The organism is Paenibacillus aestuarii, from assembly GCF_027789125.1.
Taxonomy (GTDB): domain Bacteria; phylum Bacillota; class Bacilli; order Paenibacillales; family NBRC-103111; genus Paenibacillus_E; species Paenibacillus_E aestuarii.
In genome coordinates this window covers 51,731-75,610 of the sequence record NZ_JAQFVF010000069.1, presented here as the reverse complement: position 1 = coordinate 75,610, position 23,880 = coordinate 51,731, and the positions used below count along the sequence as shown (strand labels likewise).

The window sequence follows — 23,880 nt, the reverse complement described above, 5'->3', positions numbered from 1 at the left end:
CCGTCCCTCGGTTTTAAGGGTTTATCTCACGTATACTCAGTCATTCGCAGGATTTCTCACGTTGGAATGCAGTGGTCCGTAGGAAATAGAGCTTTTTTACCCGTAAACTTTGTGTTGTGGGCATGCCGAAATAGAAGAAACGAACGCTTTGGAACATTTCCCCAATTATACTCTGCTGCACGTATCCTCCACAATAACCCTGGAAGTTTACCATCCCACGGCTCTACGGGTCCCTGCCCTAACATTCCTTCGTTACACTTATCCAAGGTGTGGAGACCGATAGCGTTTAGCGGATGGGGCAAAGCCCTTATCGGATACGAACTCGGTCCTCCGTGCTTTCTTTTTCTGAAATCCTGCGAATGACTCAATTCACGTTTTAATAAATCTTACGCAGCTTGAGTGTAATTATGGATCGTTTTTTCAGGAGTGAACGACTCATCACGCTGAACCATACCGACTAGAACCCGCGCCAACTTCCCAAGCAGTTTAAACACCGACTGCTGTTTACTCATATGCTTTATTTGGACATTTTCTTCATGCAACTGTCGGAAAACAGCATTGATCCCCACCAATGTAAGAGTAGCCAGATACAAATATTTCCGCAGTTTGGCATCTCCTCTTTTCGAGATTACGATTTCCCCTTTTCGTTTTCCCGACATGCTTTCAGCGAGGTTTAACCCAGCCCTTCGTAGTAATTGTCGTCCATGGGCATACTGTTTTAGATCACCTGCACCTGACAGAATGGCTGCAATATAGATTGGCCCCAGCCCTTTAAGAGATCTTAGCTGGCTTGCTATAGGAATCTCATCGAGTACGGTTGCAATGTCTTTTTCAATTTGTTCTAATATATCGACGATGCGCTCGTACTCGTCTATTAAGCGTTGGAGATCCTGCTTTGCATCCTCGAGTGCCGTTGTATCCCCCACACTCTTGCTAGCGTGAGAGATGAGTTCGGCAGCTTTCTGAATACCAGTTGAACCACCAGCTCGCTTCATATGGTTTCTCCAACGTGTAATTACATCCGCTGTCGATTGATCTTTAAGTTCTAGCGGGGAAGGAAATTCTTTGAGGGTCGCTATTGATCGTGGACAGGTCCAATGTTTAAATACCGTCGTATATTCAGGGAAACGCATATCAAGCCAGCGGATAATTCGATTCTGCAGCCGAACGCTATTCGTGACCCAAAATTCGCGATCGCTCATAATGGTACGTATTCTTTGGAAATTGGTTGCCTGGCGTGTGTAATCATAGTAGTAGCCGCGACTAACAACGTCTGCAATGACAAGTGCATCCTTCGGATCACTCTTAGAAGGGCTGTTATCGCGATTTTCCTTGTTTCGCTTCGTAGTTGCGGGATTTACTAGGACAACATTTATACCTTTGTCATCAAGCCAATTGGCTAAGTTATACCAATAGTGGCCTGTGGGCTCCATTCCGATTATAAGACTCTTTAATCGGTGTTTCTGTTGTAATCCGTCGATCCACCGTTGTAATTTCTCGAAGCCTTCAATGGTGTTTTTGAAAGAAAGATGCCTACTAGAAAGTACGATCCCACGAAAGTTCGTAGCTTGGGCTACGTGGACTTCCTTCGCCATATCAATTCCTACAACAAGATGGGAAGTGGTAATTCGTTCTATCCGTTGATTTTGTCCGTCTGATTGCTTAAACTTCATAATAAGAGCGCCTCCTTGATGGTGTTGGGTTTTGAACCCGTGGACAAACCCATCATACCGAGGCGCTCCTTTTTTGACAAAGCCCAATTCTTAGGCTATACAGGAATGTTTAGCGCAATGAGAGTTGTGGAAACAATACTTTTTCCAGTTCCTAAAGAGTCTATGAGTCGCCTCAATAGGACGACCCCGCATCTCGACTTCTCAGCATTAAGTTCGATAATAGGAGAGCACCCAGCACACACCGTTTCGATCAGTAACGATGGCCAACAGTCCGTTAAAAGGAGCTTCGTACGCTTCCGAGTTAACAACCCCTCCAGCCGCAAATTCTCCGTAGATCCTTTGGAACGCTTCCTGCGTTTCGATTCTCAAAAAAACTCTCACATAATCGCCTTTCATTACCGGCTTTGCTGCTTGAGTATCAGCAAACTTTAGGGTTACCCCCTCAACATGCAAGTCTGCGTTAAGCACCTCTTCTCCCTGCATGCGAAGAATGGCAATCTCGCCACCAAACACGCTTTGATAATACTTGATTTCGTCTTTGCAATTCTCCACTACGATAAACGGATTTGCTATCATTATTTACATCCTCCTAAATTTCATTTGATCATATTTGGAACGCGCAATTTCAATGGCATGAGCAACATCTCTCTCGGTATTTAAATAAACGGACACCCAGCCCGATTCGGGATACATATGATGCGGCCTTGCCATCGATCACGTTCCGTTTTCGAAATGAGCAGGTCAAACAAGCGGTTACCGTGAAGATGCCCAATTTCATTACCGTTCAACTGAAATTCTAATCCTCCGAACCGATGAGGGTGCATCGTAACGCCAGCCCAATTCAACAGCTCTTCGGTCAAGCTTGCCCCTCCGTTCCCGCTCATCTCTTCATCTCCTCCTGCTCGCTCAGATTGCGAAGCACGATTTTAAGCAGGTCTACCAACAAGTCATACTCCTCATCTGTAATGCCCTTCCGGGTTTTATTCTTAACGCGGCCCAGCGCTTCCTGTACCTTCGGAACCACTTCACGTCCCGTTTCTGTTAAATAGAGCAGCTGATAACGGTTATCAGCGGGATCGGCTTCCCTCCTTACGTATCCTTCTGCTTCCAGCTTGTTAACCGCCTTGGCGGTAGTCGTCTTGTCAATGAGCAACTTCTCGCTTAACGCCTTCTGCGTAATTGGCTGCTGAAAAGCAATCGCCATCAGAAATATATACTGTCCGCTTCCGATTCGATATGGCGTCAGCTCGGCTGAGATCAATATCTGCATGTGTCGGTAGATGGCTGAGATGTATTGGCCGTGCGATTCCGTTGCGTCCTTATCAGGTTGTCTCCAATGTTCGCTCAATTTACTCTCCCCTTAAATAGAGTGTTATTGCAACTAATTTCATAATATGCCATATAGGATGCTATTGCAACTAATTTTATGTAAAATTCCACCATAGTAGTCACTGCAACTCGGGGTTCCCTACCTATCTTATATTCTGCACGGGAAAATACAAGTGTTAGTCCACCGCTTTAAAGAGTTATTGACTGAACTAGTATCGCTAAACCTTGCTCGATTTTATTTTGCACCGTCTCGCCGCCTGCCGCTAATAAGGAATATTAAAGTTCTTTAATGAGATCGTGTGAGATACGTTCAATACCGGTTATATGGATCATTGAAAATGGAATGAAATTTTTCCTCCCAATCTTCCCGATACTTCAATGAAAACGGCAGCCGATCGTATGCCTGCTGCCGTCGTGTCCTATATTCACCTAACGTGTCCCGTAAGCGCAATGATCTAGCTTTATATATGATAAGGTTCACCCATAATCTTTCTGATTGAAAACGTTTTATCAATATCAAGCTTATTCCTTATCTGTCTCCTCTACGATGGGACTATTTCTCAATGCTTTGATGTATTTAAAAGGAGACGATCCAAAAAGCCTGCGATATTCCCTGCTAAATTGAGATACATTTTCATAACCGACTTCCATAGCGGCTGCAGTTATATTAAATGCGCCACTCAGCATAAGACGTCTTGCTTCCTGTAGGCGAAGTTTTTTTTGATATTGTACAGGTCCTAAAGTTGTAACGGCTTTGAACTTATGATGTAGACCAGAAACGCTCATATTGGTTATTTTTGCCAGTTCTTTTATGGTAAAAGACTGAGAATAATTCTCTTTGATCCATGCGATGGCTTTGCCAATCCCATCATCTTGTCGGTCGATCATGACTTGTTGAAAAAAAATGTGACCGGCATCCCCGGAGAGCAAATGAAAGATCAACTCGCGTTTCATAAGTGATGACAAAAAACCGACTGCATTCGGTTTCTCAACTAGCTTGAGCAAACGATATAATGATTCCACTAAACCTTCGTCGGCTTTCCCGATGAATGCTCCAGTCTTCAACTTTTTGTTCTTTGGGTCGAAGTTAATACCAGCCTCTGTGACCACAGAAGCGATATCTTCCGCCGTAAAATCAACGCGCAGACCGATATAGGGCGACTGTTTTGTAGCCCCAATAATTTCTGCAGATGCTGGAATATCGATAACAGATACCAAGTAATCTCCAGCATAATAATCTATGACCTCTTGACCAAGATGAAGTTTCTTGGCGCCCTGTAAAATCAGATAAATCGATGGAGTCAAAACACCAGAAATCTCCGAGGTCTGACGACTATAGCGCATTGTCGTTAAAAACGGAATGATCGTCTGGGTACGACCCTCGTCAATGGTGATCTGTTTAGCAATTTCCAACATTTGATACAATTGTGTTTTTGATTGGGGGCTTTCCGTATATGAATAGCCATACTTGAGTTGCTGTTCTCCCATGATTTCACCAACCTTTACTTTGAAGAACCATCGGAAGCTCGTTACTACCAATGAGGTTTACTCCGAAATCTCTCTCGTAAAATTATACTGTAATCCTGGACGAGGGCAAAAGGCCGATAGTTAGCATTTTGCAGTTTTGAGCAAGTTTTCGGCAGAAAAAAACTATTTCAATTTATCAATTCGAATCATAATATCCATGAGATTAACAAATCAAGAAGGAAGGGAATTACAATGTCAGAATCCTCATTGATCTCAACACCATTTCATTCCAAATCGACCGCAAGCGAGGTTATTGCGGGGGTCAATCTTACTGGTCGCAAGGCTATCGTAACTGGAGCTACATCCGGAATCGGCCTTGAAACTGCCCGAGCTCTAGCTGAAGCGAGTGCCGAAGTCACATTAGCTGTTCGAGACCTCACCGCAGGAAAGCTCGCTGCCGAAGATATTGCTGCAACCACGGATAATCCACTCGTTAAGGTGATGCCATTAAATCTTATCGATCGATCCTCCGTAGCCTCGTTCGTTACTTCATGGAGAGGACCACTCCACATATTGGTCAACAACGCCGGTATCATGGCAACGCCAGAGACGCGAACCCCCGAAGGATGGGAACTTCAGTTCGCCACCAATCATTTAGGACATTTCGCGCTTGCTACAGGTCTTCATGGTGCTTTGGCTGCAGCAGAGGGTGCCCGAATTGTCTCGGTTAGTTCTGCGGGTCATCTCCGCTCTCCGGTCGTGTTCGATGATATTCACTTCCTGCGTCGTCCCTACGACCCGTTTCTTGCCTATGGACAATCTAAAACGGCTAATGTACTGTTCGCTGTCGAAGCTTCAAAACGCTGGATTAACGACGGTATCACAGTAAATGCTTTGATGCCGGGTGGTGTACGCACCCCCGGAGTTGCCCGTATACAAATCACTGCCGAGGAGATCGAAAAATTAAACGCGACTAGAATAGGCTATCCCGAGATCATCTGGAAGACCCCTCAACAGGGAGCGGCTACTTCCATACTATTGGCAACGTCTCCCTTGTTAGACGGTATCGGCGGACGATATTTTGAAAACTGCAACGAGGTTGGCCACCAAGTTGCAGGAACTCCGTCAGGTGTCGCCTCTTACGCACTTGATCCCGATGCGGCTGAAGAATTGTGGAAATTGTCAATGCAATTGATTAACAGCTAATGAGTCACTAACCTTTTCTTGCTTATTTCTTTTAGACAAGTCACACAACACCAACCTGAGCAGAGTTCTGAATGGTACATTCCCTCCATCCTTCTCGTTAGCTAATTTCCTCGTCTCGTGAGCGAATAAGGCGAAAATTCCCGTCACTTATGATGTGGTTCACCGCGTATGTTTCTTAGTCCTCTGGCTCCCTAGCTCCATATAATAATTAAAAATGAGCGTTATTCGTAGAAGAGACTGTCCTGACTGTCCCAAAAGTCATAAATGACTTAGGGACAGCCTCTTATTGTTAAACTATCATTCCCTCTTTTCAACACACAATGTTGGGCTTTACCACCATCACGTGTAAAGGGTGCAGACGCGATTGTCAGAGATTATCCCTTATGGCAGCCAAAGAACAGGAACAAAACTACTTCACATCTTCTATGTATGTCGAAACCTATAACCACTTTCTCTAGATTTGGCCTATTAAACTGTTCCAAATGCCTGTGTCAAGTTCTACAATCGCAAAATATGCTACTGTATTACTTTATAGAAGGTGGTTGATAATCATTGAAGTGTAGCAGATTGAAGCTTAGCAGTCCAAGCGTCAACCGTGTTCGCCACATTATGTCTGGTGTTACGTCTGCCAATCGCGGACATCAACATCTGTTCCTGAACTCGTCAGACGTCGTCGTGCTAGTTCCCGGTTCGCACTATCACACGTTTCACGGGGTGACTACAACACAAAATGGACATCGGCATACGTACTCTGGTCGAACGGGCCTGTCCATCAACGGTGTAGGTCCACATGGTGGCGGTCCGAATCACTTTCACCGCTTCACGATTATATTTAAAGAAGCGAACGGGCACACTCACACCGTAACAGGTACAACTACCAAAAACAGATTAATCCCGAACAGTTCCCCCAATTCAATCTTATGACGGCATCCGTATTGCCCACTCGATCGCCTCTTCCCTCGACTTCACCTCGAACAACGTAAACCCCGCGATCTGAAGTCTAAACAAGATATGGGATTGGTGCCACAGGAAACAACAGATCTGTTCATAGGCTTTTTAAACTAAATAACCGCCAATTAGGCGGTTTTCTATTTTTACAGGTACCCTCAGCAAATAATATGGGGTTCCTATCTCCCCCTCTATTTCCTCATGCCTTCATGTTATCCTGGTCTACGACAAGGGTTCTTTTACTATCTTTCTGTATTTCTTGCAAGGGTGAAATCCCACGAATAAGCGAGCAATCGCGAGAAAACTAAATCGTACCTAGGGAGTTTAATGAGAACATTGAAACAATTCTGATGAGTTTAAAACTAAAATTCCATTTGTAGTAAGTTTTCTTATTGACGCTTCTTTCTTTTTATCAGTTGCGCACTAGCCACAGCATCACGAATGACTGTAACTTTAAATTTTTTACGCAAAGCACCTTTCGCTGTTCCAGAAACACAGCCCTCCGTAATTCTAGAATGGAATTTATCTTCAGGCTTCAATATTACTTAATCGTTTTGCCCTTTGCATGATTTGCATGAATGCTTGAAACTCTTCTTGTGCCAACGGTTGTGTTGATTTTGAGGACTCAATTTGTTTTCTAAGATCTTTTACTTCAATTTTAAGCTTTCTGTTCTCTTCTACCAGAGACTCGTAAGAACGGAGTAGCTCGTTTGCAATAGAGATAATTCTCGACATGGCTTCATCAAAGGAGAGAGGGCCGTCATTCAAGTCGTTGGATTTAGAAACGTAACGTTCTTTTTTTTCTGGAACCGTTTTTTCATTTTTAGTTTTGGATCGCATTAATTTAGCTTCTTTAACTTCTTTTTCATATCTTTTTCTGATTTCTGAATTCCACCGAAAACCACAAGCTGCAGAGGTTCGGCCAAGAATTTTTGCTGCGTCGTCGAAAGCAGCAAGCTGAGTACTTTTTGATTTGATATGACTTAATACGGTTTCCGCAAGAGTTTTATCATCACTATCTTGCCATGAATCTTCTCGTTTTTTTTCTGCCATAATAATCACCTGAATTCATTGTGTAATTATTAGTATCTTTCCTTGTATAGTAAATTTATTCCATTCATGATCTAAAAATTCCATAATAATCAGATCTATAAATACGCTTTTTTGAAAGCGTTTAATTTTAATACATCTTAATAAGAGTGAGGTAGACGTTTTGCTTGCACCCTATCAATGTGGCCTTTGAATGATTCAGAGATATCTGGACGAAGTAGAAAGTCAGAAATTAACGATTGAAGAAATATTGCTCAGACCACGTTGGGATAGAGTATGGACTTGGTGGAAAGCACTCGAACATTATGAAGGTAAGCCGAAGGCGATATTTACGTTGGAGGAGGTAAAGAAAATTTACGGTGATTAACTCGATATGAATTTCCCGTATCTGGTAATAATGGAACTCGATTGTGAATGATGCTAAAGGAAGTCTACTACCCTCTTACATTTTTCGTCATTCTAACGAACCCGTATTTTATAGATGATTTACGCAGCTGCAATTGATTGGAAGCAGAATAGCAGTAAATCACCAGATGACTATTTTGCTATGCAATTTTGTCCGTAAACAATTATTTGAGTGAAACAGCTAAACATTTATTGTATGAATGCAAACGAGATTAGGGCAGTCTGCTTAAAGCAGCTGCCCTTTATTTAAAACTCCTACAGCAATGTTTTATTCATAAAATCTTCGAACTCAACTTCGTTATTGCACACCATTTAAGCTGCCCCCGGTTGCAAACAGCCGGTTAATTCGCTTTTCAATCGACGGATCTGAGACAAGCGGTGGGGCGTGATGTGGTTTCGTCCGAGCGTCGATGATGACGTTGTCACACCCCCAATGCTTAAACACAAACCCGTCATTCACCCCATATATATCATGGGACGGATTACTTCGGGTAAAGGTAGTCCACAAGAAGTTGGCTAGTGACGCACCGACAAAGGCGCTATCATCACAAAGTACGATCAGAGGACATTCCAACATTGCCCCGCGTGCTCCGATTGCTTCCGAAAGTTCGCGAAGTTGCTTGTTGGCATCCGTGTAGTTACTGAATGACGGTCCCTCGAGTGAAACGACACCCGGGAGGATGAGCCGCGGGTTACCATAATCCCGAAGTCCCTTAAGCTGCTCCGGTACCTCGTTACAAAGCTCACGCTTCTTATCTCCGCAGGCAGCGAATACAACTTTACTCCCACGGTTAAGACCAGTTCCTGAATAGTCCAGCGTATCCATTGTCGTGTTTGTATGGAAATGAAGATCGCGCCTAAGGTCAATACGCTCTAGTACGTAGGCTAGAAATTCCGCTTCCCGATATGTGCTGAGCGGCTGTCTTTCTTCAGCTGTGATAAACAAATATTTGGCAAGACTGAGCTGTCCCGTTCCGAGAATTCGGTTCGCAATCGTTAGTAATTCGGAAGGCTGCTGTACAGAGGTGTAAGGGGTGTAGCGCTCAGTACCGATTGCGAATAATAGTGGGTGAACACCAGCGGCATCGACAGCGTGAACCTCCTTCACGCCAGGAATCTCCTGTTTTACAGCATCACCGGTTAATTCATGAATGAGTGCTCCAAACGCCGTGTCCTCCTGAGGTGGCCTTCCGACGACGGTAAACGGCCATATCGCATTGTGCTTCGCATACACTTTTTTGACTCGCATCAATGGAAACAGATGTTCTAAACTGTAGTAGCCGAGATGATCACCGAAGGGCCCTTCAGGTTTCGTCTCGTTAAGATGAATCTCGCCCGTAATGACAAAGTCAGCGTCTTGGCTGATGCAAAAACCGTCAGAATAACCGTATCGGAAGCGGCGGCCCGCAAGCAAACCTGCGAAGGTCAGTTCGCTTAAACCTTCCGGCAATGGCATAATGGCCGCCAGGGAATGAGCTGGAGGTCCTCCCACAAAAATGCTCACTTTAAGCGGCTCTCCCTTACGGTTTGCTTTATGCTGGTGAACGCCAATGCCTCGGTGAATTTGATAATGCAAGCCGATCTCCTTATTCAACAGATAGTCATTACCAGTCAGTTGTACCCGGTACATCCCCAAGTTCGCATTCATAATGCCTGGATTATCCGGGTCTTCTGTATAAACTTGCGGCAGTGTGACGAAAGCTCCTCCGTCCATTGGCCAATGCTTAATCATTGGAAGATCAGTTATCGCTATTTCCTTAAAGCCTGAGACACCGCCCCCACGTTTAAGCGGCAGCGCCTTTGTCGCAGCTATCGCTGCACTAATGTGTTGAATCGGCTGCCTCAACGCCCTCATCGGATCGTTGCGCATCCCGATCACGCGCTGTGTCGATTCCCAGGTTTGCCTAAAAATAAATTTACTTCGCTCCAGTGTGCCGAACAGGTTTGAAACCGCTCTGTATCGAGTTCCTTTCAGATTTTCGAACAAGAGTGCCGGCCCCCCTGCATTGAATACTCGCAGGTGAATTGCTGCGATTTCCAATTCAGGGTCCACTTCTTCCTGGACCCGGACGAGATGGCCATTCCGTTCAAGGTCGTTTATACATGCTTCTAACGTTGGATACATCTTAGTTTCTCCTATCATTGCAAAAAATTGCTACGGATATTTTGAAGCTGACATAACCTTATTTTACACGAGGAGCTGAAATTACGCTAAAACTAGCTATTAGATCCAGTGTCTTTTACGTTGATAGTGGTTGTGAGTGAAAATAAACGTTTAAATGTGCATAATCAGTCCATTTACTGGAAATAATATGCTGGCAAGTTACTTGAAGGAGCAGGTTTCATGAGCAATCTCGTTAAGGAAATTAAATCTACGTTCGCAGAACATGATGATTTTTTCATTCACGAAGAGCAATTTAATCATACGGTGCTTTTTCTTATGGGATTTCATTCACTTATCAATTTTTCAAAATCCAATTTATACTTTCGGCAAATGGCGGAGTTGTCTGCTTCCGTTAATGAACTATTTACGAACCTCAGTGATCAGCTTGATGTTGATGTTAAACAAATCATAAAGGCCGTACTAGATGGCAAATTAGTCATCTTAACTGGAGATGATCAACGTAACGCAGTTGTAGAACCCGTCCCCCAAAACCTAAGGAGAAGCATTGAAGAGCCCAAAAATGAAAGCCCTGTTCAAGGTCCATTAGACGCATTTGGTGAAGATGTTGATATTAATATAGGGCTTATTCGAAAGAGGCTGGGCACTGAGCGTCTGTGTCATAGCTCATATGAAGTCGGAGAACTGGCAAAGCGAAGGATTTCCATGCTTTATATTAAAGGAAAAGCTCCAAATGATCTTATTGAAAAAATAGACCAAAAGTTGAAACAGGCTCGATCGGATATTGAAACGATAAATGAACTTAATACTCTTTTTGGTGCTCGTAAGTTCGTACCTGTTAGTCATCTCTCCGTAACTGAACTTCCGCAGCAGGCCGTTTATTCGTTAAAACGGAATCGAGTCATTCTCTTTTTGGACAATACTCCCTACGCCTTTGTTCTTCCGCATCTGTTTTGGGATATGTTATCTACTGCAAACGATCGCAATTTCCATATCAGTTTCACATATTTGATTCGAACTCTCAGGGGATTGGGGATATTGGCCAATCTCATCCTTCCGGCTGCATATATAGCCATAACATCAGTCAATCCTGAAATCTTAAAAATAGACCTCGCCTTATTTGTTGCAGAAAGCAGAGAAGGGATTCCTTTAACACCCTTATTTGAAACCCTGGCAATGGTCGTATTAGTTGATTTAGTGACGGAGGCGATTACCAGACTCCCCAAAACCATTGGTCCGACCGTTACGATGGTTGGAGGAGTCATACTTGGTCAAGGGGTCGTGGAAGCGAAATTAGTCAGTAATTTATTAGTCATTGTCATCACTGCAATGTTGATTTCAGGTTCAGCCATTGTTGGTGCGCAAAATGCGGTATATATTCGCTTGCTTAAATACTTTATTTTATTTGCGGCATCCGTTTTCGGCATACTCGGCATATGTACCGGATTAATATTTGTATGCATAATTCTGTCAAGTTTAAAAACATGTGATATTCCGTATATGGCATTTCAGATAACGGAAAAGGGGGATGCCAAGTGAACCAAAGGATACAGCTTGTGACGTTGGTTTGTGTCATGACCGGTGGTTTCGTTTATTTACTGTATCCCAGAATTATAAACTCAATCACTGTAGGTGGTCATTGGGTAGTGATTCTTTATGAAGGATTGCTGCAAATGATATTCATGCTACTCTATAAAAAAGGATTGGATTATTTTCCGAAAAAAGATGTGATCGATATATTTAGGCAAATGGGAAAGTGGGCTGCATATATCGTTCTTGTCCCTTTTGCATTTGTTTTGACAGTGATTGCTGGATGTGGTCTTCGCGCCCATAGCGAAGAAATTAGAGCGGTTTTTTTGAATCGAACACCTTTTTGGGCCATCCTGGCCCTTTTCGTTTTCTTAGCTGCTTTGGCAGCAATAAAAGGCCTAGAGACGATGATGCGCGCTTCAGTCGTTGTTTTCATCATCGTAAATTCATTGGTATTGTTCATCACATTTACTGTAATCACTAATTTTGATGTATATAATTCTTCGCCTGTTTTACCTACATCTCCAAATTTTTTATTGAACACAAAGATTTATTATCTATCGGGTTTTTCACCGTTACTATTTTTAGGCTTCGTGCCTTCCGAAAACAATATGAAGTACGGTCAACTGTTTATGGTATGGGCCTATGCGACGTTGTTCATTCTTGTCACCGTGTACCTTCCACTTTTTATTTTTGGACAAGAAACGGTTGTCACTTTTCGCTATCCAGTTGAAGCAGCGGTGAATTCCGTTGACCTGAGATGGTTTATATTTAGCCGACAAACGATGTTCTTCGGCATCTCATTAATCGGATTCACGATCTTCTTGAATGCCGTAATGCTATGGATGGCCGGACAACTTATGCAGAAAACGATCAATTGGCAAAGAACCAAGTCTTGTTATTGGATCATTGCTTTCGCTCTAATGGCATTTCTAATAGGATTGTATGTCCCAAACCGAGACATGGTTGAAGAACTTTTGGCGATGAGCACCGGTGCCCACGTATTGTTTATCGTCATCATTACATTTACTGTTTTTATTTATGGCATTTTAGGTAAACTAAGGATGGCGAGACATGAAAAGAAATAACAGAAATAACCGATTCAAACTCTTGGTTGTATTATTGGTTCTAACGCTTCTATTGTGCGGGTGTTGGGATGTTAAAGAAATCAATCTGCGTACCCCCCCTTTGCTCATTGGCCTAGCTAAAGGAACCCAAGATGAATACAGAGTGACACTTTATGCTCCCATAACACAAAAAGGCAAAACAGAAACAAGAATTATAACGGATAAAGGAAATTCAATTTCCAGCGTCCTACAACAGATGCAGACAAACTCTGATGATGCCCTCGATTACACACAAGTACAATTCGTTGTCATCCAAAACAACCTGGCAGAGAACGAAGTGGAAATGGATAAACTTGTTCGACTTTTAATGGATATAGAGCAGCTGCCAACCAAATCTTTAGTTGCTATTACTGATGAGGATATTGAGCAAATGCTATCAAATATTAAAAAAGTATCGGGTACTCACGCTACTTCAATCCAAGACTTTTTTAATAAAGGGCAGTGGGCACCAGAGGTTTCGAGTACCCGTATTTGGGAATTGTATCGGAGTTTAAATTCTTATACGAAAGATATAAATATTCCAATCGTCGCTTCTAGCAAAGATACCATACTACGTTTCGAGGGTTCTGCAATTTTCAAAAAAGAGAAAATGGTGGGACGGATCAACCCTAGAGAAAATTTACTGGTTAATTTGTTTCATCACCGCAATGCTACTGGCGAAATAGAAAGCATCGACTCTGCCGGCATGATTGTAAAAAACAGCTCTTTGCGCATCAAGTCTTCAATGAAAAAGGATGAACCGTTGGTGTCCTGCGATTTACAATTAAAAGTACAATCGATAGAAAGAAAAGAGGGCATGACGGATCAACAGATCCAAGCAGAACTCGAAAAGCTGATCGAAAAGCAGTTTAGCAAGATATTCGAACAAGCTCAAAAAAACAAATCAGATATTTTTGGGTTTGGCCAACACTTTCGTAATCAGATTCCCTATCAAAAATTAAAAAACTGGAGGGATGAATATTATCCAAACTTAAAAGTGAATTTTCAGGTTCATGTGAGCCATATATAATGTCAAAAGCGCCTCCTTATTCTTTGAGAGGCGCATCAATCTTTGCAGCAACATTGCGTCAATGGGCAGGCGAGGCAGTTTGATTCTCGTCTTAGTTTGGCTCATAGGGCTCCCCATCTTCCTATCGGTTAAGCAAATGTGTCATAGATACGGTTTCTCTTGGCCCTCTCCTCCGGGCTGAGTCTTTGCGCGTCTGCAATCTCATACCCGCCAAAGGTATCTTAGAGCCTTGATGCGGGGTCAACTTCTACATATGTCTTATTTTACATACATTATTCGCGAAGTGATTGCGCTATCCTGCCCGTTAATTTAACGCCTGCTTGCCCATGATGCTGGGGTTCGGAAAAGCTCTAATCCATTACGCATGCTCTGAACCAAATCCGTATAGCCGCCAAGGCTTATGGCCCCCATAATACCTCGCCACCTTGCCTGTACCTTCAACTGGACGTACACATAGCTCCGGCGCCTCGTCGCTCGCGTAGAGAACCGCCTCCTCGCCGGCATTTATTTCCAGCGTGATTTCATCGTCAATGACCGCTTCACCGGCAGATCGCTTGGTTCCATTGACGCCCATGATGTTCCAACGGATCCGTCCGCTCCATCCCGTCTTGATCCGACATGGCTCTCCAGCCAGGCTCTTCACGCGGATCCATTGCGTAGCGGCGTCCTGCCGTACTGCGCTGACCAGGAAGGCGCCTTCCGCCCGCAAATCATGGTAGGCCAGCTCCGGCCACGCCTCCGGCACTGCCGGAAATACCCGCAGCTTTCCGCCCCAGCTCTGCAGCAGCATGTCGTGAATCGATTCCGCTCCGGCCAGCGGCGTCTCGATGACAGGGCCCGCCTCCTTGTACATCGTATTCGGCTTGATGAAGAGCAGCAGCGCTTGCAGCAGGCGCAGCGCTTCATCCCCACGACCGATCGTTGCTGCAATTGATGCCGCTCCGGTCATACTGAAGCCGCGCAGATCGCCTTCCCTGGTCAGCCAATGCTGCAATGAAGCTGCGATTAGGGCCCTTTCATCTTCCGTCTCGCCTCCAAGGAGATGCAGAGGAAAGATCGCCAGCAGGTGGCTGAAATGTCGGTGCCCATAAGCGAGCGGCATATCCCGTCCGACCATAAAACCTGTCTCATCGACGGGAAGCGGAACTAGCCTTGTCTTTATATCTTCCCATATTGCGATGAGAGGATCCCGGATTGCCAGCCTGCTGCATATCGCAAGTAAGGTCTCGCACCCCCAGCGCAGCAAGGAAAGATCATAATGGCAGTCCGGCACAGTGGTCCGCATGAACGAGCCATATTCCGGGGAAATCGTCGGAGGCAGATGCAGAAATCCGTCCTCCCCCTCTTCCAGCAGATGTCTGTAATAGTTCACACTCCGTTTTAATAAGGGAAATAATACGTTTTCCAGCAGCTCATCATCCATGGCATACCGGTAATGGCGCCAAACGTTATGGCAGATCCATGTCAAATTCCCAACCTCGTCCTCCACGTCGGCGGACAGATCAAAGCTGCAGCTGCGCCCCAATCCGGCAGAATCGTGCCTGCAAGCCTCCGGTACATTCTGAATCAGCTGATCGCGGTTGACATCCAGCGAACGGATCAGTGATTCCCCGATCTCCAACCGATTGGCCGTATAAACCGGCGAATAGCTCATCTGCACGTTCATATTGAACCAGACACCCGGCCAAGGCGTGGATGTGAGCCATGGCCCCTGGTTATCGATCAGCGGGCTATCGGCTCTCGCCGCCGATGCCAATTTGTACATTTGGATCCAGTAAAAGCTTTCCAACCGGCCATCCGGCAGCGAAACAAAGCTTTGACGATAATACCGGTGCCACCATACCCGGTGTGCTTGCACCCATTCTTCGAAATTGGCAGCTGATGCTTCCGCCACCGCCTTAACGGCCTCAGTCTTTGCCGCTTCGCCGTGCCCGCGAGCAACGGACAGCCAGCAGATCCGCCGGTTCGGCGAAACCTGCACGTCCTTCCAAGCGGTTACACAGCCGTCCGCGCTAGAATACCGCTGCGTACAGATGCGTATTCCGTCCTCCACTTCCGTGTATTCCGCTTCTGTAGCTGGAATATATTGGTTTAAGTTCACCCCATCCGCATTCTTTAGCACAGGGTCCACGTCTGGATAAGCGTACCACGCACATTGTGCACCGCTTTCCCCCTCGGAGGTCTCGATCTCTACCGCGAGTACCGGGCTAAGACTGTGCACCAGCGAGCGCAGCTTCACCACCCCGCTCGTCGTCGTCAGCGTGGCCTGCAGCTCAGCGTCCCACAGGCTGATCCGCATATGCGTCGGGTGGTATATTCGGCCGGACAATTCCAAATCCAGTTCGCCTAGCGGAACGCGAGGCGGGAAGCCGGGCTTGTCCGTTCGGGATGCCGTCACGTCGGTTCGCCCTGTAACCATGCGAAGAACATGACGCTTGGCGGCATGTTCCTCCCCATAGACCATCGTACCCAGCAAACCATTGCCAAGAAACGCGCCTTCATCCCAGCTTACGGGCTTCACTACCCATTCCATATCGTTTGCTGCCATGAAACGTTCCCAGTCGACATCAAGTTGTACCGCAGGGCTGCTGCTTTCTTCCACGCCAGTCTTCCTCCCCTATCCTTTGATCGCTCCGATTAGAGCGCCTTTGACAAAATATTTTTGCAAGAAGGGATACACGCACAAAATCGGCACTGTAGCGACGATGATCGTCGCATACTTCAAGGTAGCAGCAAGCATCGCCGCATCGCCGTCGGAAGCTCCCGAATTGGCATTGGCCTCCCCTTGCAGCAAGATTTCCCGCAGCACCAGCTGCAGCGGATACAGCGAACGCTCCTGCAGGAAGATCATCGCCTGGAACCAGGAATTCCAATGACTGACACCATAATAGAGCATCATCACGGCGATAACGGGCATCGAAAGCGGCAGGACGATTTTGAATAAAATTACAAAGTCGTTCGCCCCGTCTATTTTGGCTGACTCCTCTAACGCGTCGGGGATCGCCTCGAATGCCGTTTTCATCAGTATTAGATTAAACGTATTGATCGCCTGCGGAATAATAAGCGCCCATAAGGAGTCAATCAAGCCTGCCCCTTTGACGGTCAAGTATAAAGGTATGAGCCCTCCGCTAAAGAACATGGTAAAGATGATAACCAGCATGAGCGGTTTGCGGTATTGCAAGCTTTTTCGCGACAATGCGTATGCACCGAACGAGGTCAAAGTGATATTCAGCAATAAGCCGGTTAGTACGACAAACAACGTGTTTCCATAGCCTTTCAAAATCATCGGGTTGCGGAAAACATTCGTATAGGCATCAAGCGAGAAGCCGATGGGCCGCCATAAGATCCCTTTATGCCCCATTAAACTCCCGGCATCACTGACTGATGCAAACAATACATAAATAAGCGGATATACAGTAAGCACCATCAACAGAACCATCAACACTGTATTGAAATAATCGAAGCATCTTTCTGCAAAGCCCGCCTTGTTCAGCATGAGCTCTCTCCTTTACCACAAGCTTGTATCGTTAAATTTGCGGCTAAGCCAATTGGAAGAAATGAGCAGGGCGAAATTGATGACCGAGTTGAACAAGCCCACCGCTGAACTGAAGCTGTAATTAAAATCTTGCAAGCCTACGCGATACACATAGGAGGAGATAACATCTGCCGTCTCGTATGTGCCCGGATTGTAAAGCAAAATAATTTTCTCAAACCCGACATTCATCATCCGTCCGATCTCCAAAATAAGCAGAATAATGATAGTCGGCATCAGCCCCGGCAGCGTAACATGCATCATTTGCTTCCATCGGCCTGCGCCATCGATTGTGGCTGCCTCATACTGCTCTTGATCGATCCCGGTTAGCGCTGCGAGGAAAATGATCGTTCCCCAGCCTATGTTTTGCCAGATGCCGGATGAAACATAGACGGTACGGAACAGGCTCGGTTCGAGCAAGAAGGTCAATCGTTCCCCACCGAAAAAGGCGATAACATCGTTAATAACACCTTCACTCGAGGTGAAATCCTTCAGAATGCCGCAAATGACAATCAACGAAATAAAATGCGGCATGTAGGTGACGGTCTGCACCGTTCGTTTGAAGAAAGCGTGTTTCAGCTCATTGAGCAGAAGCGCCAGAATGATAGGCGCCGGGAAGCCGAATAACAGCTGGTAAAAGCTGATCAGCACCGTATTTTTAATGGTTCGCCAGAAATAGGGTCCTGTGAAAAATTCCCTGAAATGTTCAAATCCGACCCAATCGCTCCCCCAAATCCCGAGCCTCGGGGTGAAATCCTTGAAGGCAATTACGGCGCCGTACATCGGCACATAGTGGAACACGACATAATAGAGCAGAACTGGAAGCAGCATCACATAGAGCAGTTTATTTTTATGAATATCGAGCAGCAGCCCCATTCGGAATCTCATCCCCCTCTCCAATCACGGCCAGGTTCTGGCGGGAGAGGGATACGGAAATGTCCTTCCTTCGCCAGATTTGCCGCTGATTCTTACCGCTTGTTGTATCGATCCAGTGCGCCTTGATAAATTTCGGTCACCCGGTTGATCCCCATGTCTTTGATCCGTTTCACGTAATCATCAAACTTGTCGATCGGTTCTTTCCCCATCACGAATTTAACAAACATTTCCTCTTTATAACTGGAAATCGCCGTATTCAATTTGGCCAACTCTTTGCTCTCTTCCGCTGTAGGCGTCAGGAAGAGCGGCATCACATGCTTGACGGCATCCGTTTGCCCCCAAATCTGGATCGCCTCATCCTGCTCCTTGAATGTATTGAAGCTTTTCCGGCTATCCCCCAGGAATGGGCCATTTGGCTTCGTATACTGGGAAATCATCTGCTGCAGGTTGTATTTGGGATCTTTCGTGATTTTATCGGAAAACTTCGGCACGCCGTCCACGAGGTTATAGCTTTCTCCTTCGATCCCGAAGTTGAAGAGCATACTCCCTTTCTCGCTATAGGCATAATCCATCCATTTGACGGCGAGCTCCGCATGCTTGGAATCCCCTGACAACGCTTTACTTGCAGCCGGGTTATATTTGAAGTCTCGTTGGCCGATAAACGCCCGTTCCCCTTTATTCAGTGTTGGATAGGGTGCGGCTACCAACTGGAACTTCGGATTTTTCTTTTTACCGGTATCCATCCATCTGCCCATACCACCGCTTAATAACCCGACAGTGGCTCCCGAAGCATCGCTCATTAATTTCGTATCCAGCGATTTGGAGTCCGTATTAAGTGCGAAGTCTTTATCCAGCAATCCTTCGGCATACCATTTGTGCAGCAAGCTCAGCGCATCCTTGAATTGTGGGTCCGTCGGCCCGTACTTCACTTTGCCCTGATCGTCGATATAGAAGCGGTTCGCTGTTTTGAAGGCGCCAATGAACGCGTCCTGAATATTCAATTCATTGCTGTACTGAGCCGTAAATGGCGCGCTGGCCCCTTTCTTCTCCTTGAAAGCCTTAAGAACCGTATACCATTCATCAATCGTCACAGGCACTTGCAGGTTGAGCTCATCCAACCAGTCTTTGCGAATCATCGGTCCCCGGAACACCAGGCCGTTATCCGGACGGATCATTGGGAATGCATAGTAAGTGCCGTTGTCCGTTTTGATCATTTTGTCCAGCTCTTTATCCTGCTGCAGCAGTTTCTTTAAATTAGGCGCACTCTTATCGATTAAATCGTTAAGTGGAAGGATCACTTTGTCAGCGATGGCCTTCTCGGGTCCGCCCGGGTACGCTGCCGATCCCCCGCCTCCCCAGTTGTACTCAATGACATCCGGCAAGTTATTTGAAGCGATCAGCAGATTAAATTGATCTTTCGATTGACCGTCGGCCGGGTGCGTGTATTTGACCTTCACGCCCGTTTCACTCTCCAACCGCTTGCCGAACGGCGACTCGGCCAGGTTGGGAACGAAAGAAGCCAGGTTCGTATCGATTTGCTCCCAAGAGGTTAAAGTCTCTTGCGTGCTAATCGGATATTGGACTGCTGCGGCTGAAGGCGCTGCCGTGGCTTTTGCGGCTCCAGTCTGGCTTGGGCTTTCCGAAGAACCATCTTTGGAACAGGCGACGAACAGATTGGAGGCTGCCACAACGCTCAGAGCCAGGCTAATGGATTTATGTGCGGATCGTGTCCTCATGTGAATCCCCCTCGTATGAATTCGTGCAGATTGCTTCTTTGCTGCACTGTAGCTTTAGTATGGGGGGAAGCCCCCCTGATTGGGTATCGTCAAAACTGCGAATCACTCATTAAAATTCGTAACAAGCCATCATTAGAATCCAAAATGGTCATGCAAAAAATGAAAAGTCGCGCAAGCAAGCTTGTACGACTTTCGTCCATGCGGGAATTTCACTTTAGCTCTTTGAATTTTCCCGGTGTAATGCCTTCGAACTTCTTAAATATACGGTTGAACGTATTGATGTCCGCATAACCGACCTTTCGGGCAACTTCCATAATGGAGACGGTTTGCTCCGTTAACAGCTTCTTGGCTGCTTCCAAACGTGTCCGGCTTATATAATCGAGCAGCGCGTCACCGGTTTGCATTTTAAACTGCTTGGATAAATAGGAAGGGGTCATTCCGAATTTCTCCCCGATCATCGATATGTTCAGATTTTCTTCGGCATAATTAGCCTTCACATAAGCACGGACAAGCTCACCCAGCGGTCTCATCTCCTGCTTGCGCTCCGCTTGAACGGACTGGCAGACCTGCTCGAGAATCGAAAGAATTTCCCTTCTCATCTCTTTAATCGTTTCGCATCCGGATAGCCGTTCAACAGGATTGAATGGGTCCATGAACGACTTCAGATGGCCCTGCGTGCCGATTTCATTCATCGTTTTCAGCATCGTGCTGGCCAGATCGAACATCAGGCATTTGCCGAGCGGCACCGATAACACGGCATTGGATACGTTCGTTTCCATTATTTGCTCAATGATCGAGCTCGACTTCTCATAGTCACCGATCTTGACGAAATTGATCAACTGCTGTTCCACATGTAAAGGATAGTAATAATTGCCAGCCTGGCGGAGAGCTTCGGAACTCGGTAATTCATCGTAACCGATGATAGCTCCACTGCCGATGACAAGGCGATAAGCCATTGCTGACAACGCCTCTTGATAAGCTTCGGCAATACCGAACAATTCGCAATGGATTCCGCTGATGGATACTGTTAAATGGACATGGAAGTGGTCAAGCAGGAACAGTTGGACCTGCTCGGCCATTCGACGCAGCTCTGCCGGGTCTTGTTCGGAGCCAAAGTTAAACATGCACGCCAGCATATCGTCAATCTCCGTCGTGAAGCCCCGATGCTGACTACCGATCACTTCTTCCACCACGTTCATGAGAATGAACTGCACCAACTTGACCTTCTGCGAATGCACCGGGACGTCTTCCTGAAATTTGCCGAAATGATCAATGTGAAATAACAGAACGGCAAAATGAGGTGAAGCCAACTGGATGTCATGTGCAGAAAGCGATTCGTGTACGGGAATGTCCTGCTCCAGATTCCCCTTCAGAAGCCCCTGTAAGAAATGCGAGCGGATGGCGTCCCGGTGCTGATGCAGCCGGCGATCGACCTGCTCCTTCTCCGCAAAAGTGTTGTTCAGAGCCTCTTGCAGAAAGCCGTACTCATTCGTCCCCTCGGCAAACGAAATCCCCGCTTTCGTCGAGAAGCTCCGGATGAGCACATGTATCGGATTGTAATTTCTGCGAAGAAACAGGATTGTGACAACCCCTCCCAGTAGAAGACTTAGCAAAATACTGGCATATACAAGTCTTTTCATATATTTCATCTTGTCGTCAAAACGCTCAGCGGGGATCATGGAGACATATTTCCAGCCTGTTCGAGCTGAAGTGGTATACGTAACAGCGACTTTCTTGCCGGTCACATCTCCGTAGAAAAGGCCGTTCTCCCCAACCAGCTTGTCGTAGGCGAGAAACGCCGGACCTTGCTCCAGTCCGCTTGAGGCGACCACCCGGTTTTCTTTATCCAGCACGGCAACGGACGTCGCTTCAGAAGGCGGAATATTGGCCAGCAGCTTGGAATCCTTCATGACGAAAAGCAGCACCGCCCCCGGCTGATCCCGATTCGCCAAGGTCACGGATTTGGCAAACACAACGGCTTTATAAGGAATGTCGTCTTCCATCATCGTAACCGGAACATATTCCTGGATATATCGGCGGTCCAGAAACAACTTCCACGCCTCGAAGCCTTGGAGGTTCTGTCCGTCCAGCATTTGGAACAAAGTGCGGCTGTCCGTCCGATTGCGCGTAGATATCACCGTATCACTGTTTTTATAGTACAAATAAATTTGTTCGATGAAATCGTTAGCTGTCTGGTAAACCCGCAAATCGTTGGAAATCGTGACTAGATCATAGTAATCGTTATCCGTAAGCGGCTGTGAAGTATTTATGAAAGCGTTTACTTGTTTGTTAAGGGAAACTTCCAAACTCAAACGTTCAATGCCGCCCAGACTGTTGTCGATCGCTATTTCCATCTGCTTGAGTGCGTTATTGTTGGCCCGGTTCACTTCCGATTCGACCACATGCCAGGAAGCCGCATATAAGATCCCGCTAATGATGATCGGAACGAGCAGCACTGAAATATAGGAGGTCAGCCAAGTTACCATTACGCTGCGTTTATTGAACCGGATCCGATTAAGCTTCATTCGCACTAACCCCTTATCGCCATGTTGGAACTGCTTTCATTTATTATAACGAAAATCATAGAAACCGTCTCGTGTATCCGGCTTTTTACATCCAGAGCAGCGGTTGCCGAATCGCCATATTCCGGCGTACTTCCGCCTCCCGCGGTTGTTGGTCGAGCCTCTGCCATAAGGCAAGGAGCCGATCGGAACCGTAAGCCAGCCCTGCAAACAAGAGGAACGACATTCCGGTAGGCCAACACGCATCGTATTCCACATCGCGCCCGTACGGCCATGCAGGCTTATTTTCCAAATATGGCAGTATAAATGAAATCCCTTTCTTAATGCCTCTGCCATCAGGGAGTTGATATTCCCACAAATTGTCGTTTTCCGTGGAGAGAATATGGGTAAGCGTGACGAGATTGTCCAAGGTGAACAGCGAATAGGCATATGGCTTCGTGCGCGCTAACTCCCGGGGAAAGCTGCCATCCGTATCCATCTGTTCTCCGAGCAGCCGACGCTTGTATTGCTCCCTGCACCCATCCAGCAAGTCATGACGACCGGTCAGCCGAGCGAATGCGGCTGCCTGCACGAACCAGCAGATCCCGTGGTTGTTGGCTTCGTTTCTTTCCTCCACGCCTTGCGGGTGTTCGTTCATCCACTGCAAGTAGGTTGCGAACCACGTTGAGACCTCTCGCAGCACGCGGGCGTCGGCTTCAGATGCAGGCTCTTGGTCCAGCACCGGAACAGCTGCCGCCACATCGATCAGGTGCAGGGTGTCGATCACGCCGATCCCCCGTCCGTCACATACCCCGGGCACCGCCTGGGCATAAAGCAGATGTGGATTCATCCGCGTTCCTGCGTTTACGAAAAAAGCATCCAGCAGGCTCACGGCTTTCTCTGCGTAACGCCGCTCACCCGTGATGCGATAGGCGGCAGCCAACGATGCGACCCGGAACCGCATCCGTCTGAGCAGAATCCGGTGTTCATGGAAATTCGCCGGATTGCTCTTGCCGTCACGACGAACGTACGGCAGCCCGTCCGGTGTATCAGGATTCGGCCACCAATAATCTCCGTTCGAGTAATAGTCATGCGCGCTCCCGGGGCTTTGCGGAGCGATCGCTGCTGTGATCTGTACAACCGGAGCTGTCAAAGCGGCCTCTGCCTGGCTGATGATGCGATTCAAGTCCAAATACAACGCCCAGTGCTCTCTGTTTAATTGACCTATCGTTTGCATGTTGATACACTCCCTCCTATGAGCAAGTAAAGCACCAAATGCAGCAGGCATTTCCCCGAAGACTGGGAGGCGAACCTGCTGCATGCGTTATTTCGTTGTTATATACTAGCGCATAACTCTATAATATTGAAA

Annotated in this window: 17 protein-coding genes and 1 pseudogene; 5 read left to right on the top strand and 13 right to left on the bottom strand. The window is 46.5% G+C overall.

Translation table 11 applies throughout. The annotated features are described in order from the left end of the window. Positions 1 to 386: 386 nt before the first annotated feature. From O9139_RS24675 to O9139_RS24655, 5 genes and pseudogenes are all read right to left on the bottom strand, one after another. A complete protein-coding gene (locus O9139_RS24675) occupies positions 387 to 1,673 on the bottom strand; it encodes an IS110 family RNA-guided transposase (protein ID WP_270877637.1) in 1,287 nt (428 codons plus the stop codon). A 207-nt stretch (positions 1,674 to 1,880) separates the two neighbouring features. After that, positions 1,881 to 2,249 (bottom strand): VOC family protein, encoded by a 369-nt coding sequence (locus tag O9139_RS24670; RefSeq protein WP_270884416.1) that lies wholly within the window; start codon positions 2,247 to 2,249, stop codon positions 1,881 to 1,883. Positions 2,250 to 2,252: 3 nt separating this feature from the next. Continuing rightward, positions 2,253 to 2,557: pseudogene (locus tag O9139_RS24665) on the bottom strand (luciferase domain-containing protein). After that, positions 2,554 to 3,021 carry a MarR family winged helix-turn-helix transcriptional regulator gene (locus tag O9139_RS24660; protein WP_270884415.1) on the bottom strand — a complete coding sequence of 156 codons (468 nt, stop codon included), beginning with the start codon at positions 3,019 to 3,021 and terminating at the stop codon, positions 2,554 to 2,556. The pseudogene O9139_RS24665 and the gene O9139_RS24660 overlap by 4 nt, the downstream one beginning before the upstream one ends. A 503-nt stretch (positions 3,022 to 3,524) precedes the next feature. Then, on the bottom strand, positions 3,525 to 4,490 hold the full coding sequence (locus O9139_RS24655) for an AraC family transcriptional regulator (protein WP_270884414.1): 966 nt from the start codon (positions 4,488 to 4,490) through the stop codon (positions 3,525 to 3,527). A 231-nt stretch (positions 4,491 to 4,721) separates the two neighbouring features. Between O9139_RS24655 and O9139_RS24650 the strand changes: the two genes are divergently transcribed. After that, on the top strand, positions 4,722 to 5,675 hold the full coding sequence (locus tag O9139_RS24650; RefSeq protein WP_270884413.1) for an SDR family NAD(P)-dependent oxidoreductase: 954 nt from the start codon (positions 4,722 to 4,724) through the stop codon (positions 5,673 to 5,675). Positions 5,676 to 6,227: 552 nt separating this feature from the next. Next, complete coding sequence (locus O9139_RS24645; RefSeq protein WP_270884412.1) at positions 6,228 to 6,599, top strand: hypothetical protein; 372 nt, start codon at positions 6,228 to 6,230, stop codon at positions 6,597 to 6,599. Between the two features lie 552 nt (positions 6,600 to 7,151). Here the strand turns inward: O9139_RS24645 and O9139_RS24640 are convergent. Then, positions 7,152 to 7,676 (bottom strand): hypothetical protein, encoded by a 525-nt coding sequence (locus tag O9139_RS24640; RefSeq protein ID WP_270884411.1) that lies wholly within the window; start codon positions 7,674 to 7,676, stop codon positions 7,152 to 7,154. Between the two features lie 700 nt (positions 7,677 to 8,376). Then, on the bottom strand, positions 8,377 to 10,203 hold the full coding sequence (locus tag O9139_RS24635) for a UbiD family decarboxylase (protein ID WP_270884410.1): 1,827 nt from the start codon (positions 10,201 to 10,203) through the stop codon (positions 8,377 to 8,379). Positions 10,204 to 10,422: 219 nt separating this feature from the next. Between O9139_RS24635 and O9139_RS24630 the strand changes: the two genes are divergently transcribed. From O9139_RS24630 to O9139_RS24620, 3 genes are read left to right on the top strand one after another with little or no spacing between them, the layout of a single operon-like run. Next, positions 10,423 to 11,739, top strand: a complete 1,317-nt coding sequence (locus O9139_RS24630; RefSeq protein WP_270884409.1) for a spore germination protein — start codon at positions 10,423 to 10,425, stop codon at positions 11,737 to 11,739. Further along, positions 11,736 to 12,818, top strand: a complete 1,083-nt coding sequence (locus tag O9139_RS24625; protein ID WP_270884408.1) for a GerAB/ArcD/ProY family transporter — start codon at positions 11,736 to 11,738, stop codon at positions 12,816 to 12,818. Before O9139_RS24630 ends, O9139_RS24625 begins: the two co-directional genes overlap by 4 nt. Further along, on the top strand, positions 12,805 to 13,866 hold the full coding sequence (locus O9139_RS24620) for a Ger(x)C family spore germination protein (RefSeq protein ID WP_270884407.1): 1,062 nt from the start codon (positions 12,805 to 12,807) through the stop codon (positions 13,864 to 13,866). Before O9139_RS24625 ends, O9139_RS24620 begins: the two co-directional genes overlap by 14 nt. A 358-nt stretch (positions 13,867 to 14,224) precedes the next feature. On the opposite strand, the gene O9139_RS24615 is transcribed toward O9139_RS24620, so the two are convergent. The 6 genes from O9139_RS24615 to O9139_RS24590 form a co-directional block, all read right to left on the bottom strand. Then, entirely contained in the window at positions 14,225 to 16,468 is a 2,244-nt protein-coding gene (locus tag O9139_RS24615; protein WP_270884406.1) for a glycosyl hydrolase family 95 catalytic domain-containing protein, read from the bottom strand. Positions 16,469 to 16,483: 15 nt separating this feature from the next. Continuing rightward, positions 16,484 to 17,362 (bottom strand): carbohydrate ABC transporter permease, encoded by an 879-nt coding sequence (locus tag O9139_RS24610; RefSeq protein WP_270884405.1) that lies wholly within the window; start codon positions 17,360 to 17,362, stop codon positions 16,484 to 16,486. Positions 17,363 to 17,374: 12 nt separating this feature from the next. Beyond that, on the bottom strand, positions 17,375 to 18,286 hold the full coding sequence (locus O9139_RS24605; protein WP_270884404.1) for an ABC transporter permease: 912 nt from the start codon (positions 18,284 to 18,286) through the stop codon (positions 17,375 to 17,377). Between the two features lie 80 nt (positions 18,287 to 18,366). Continuing rightward, positions 18,367 to 20,010 (bottom strand): type 2 periplasmic-binding domain-containing protein, encoded by a 1,644-nt coding sequence (locus O9139_RS24600; RefSeq protein WP_270884403.1) that lies wholly within the window; start codon positions 20,008 to 20,010, stop codon positions 18,367 to 18,369. A gap of 209 nt (positions 20,011 to 20,219) precedes the next feature. Beyond that, positions 20,220 to 22,535, bottom strand: coding sequence for a helix-turn-helix domain-containing protein (locus tag O9139_RS24595; protein WP_270884402.1), 2,316 nt, complete (start codon positions 22,533 to 22,535; stop codon positions 20,220 to 20,222). A gap of 85 nt (positions 22,536 to 22,620) precedes the next feature. Continuing rightward, positions 22,621 to 23,748, bottom strand: coding sequence for an alginate lyase family protein (locus O9139_RS24590; protein ID WP_270884401.1), 1,128 nt, complete (start codon positions 23,746 to 23,748; stop codon positions 22,621 to 22,623). Between the last annotated feature and the right edge of the window lie 132 nt (positions 23,749 to 23,880).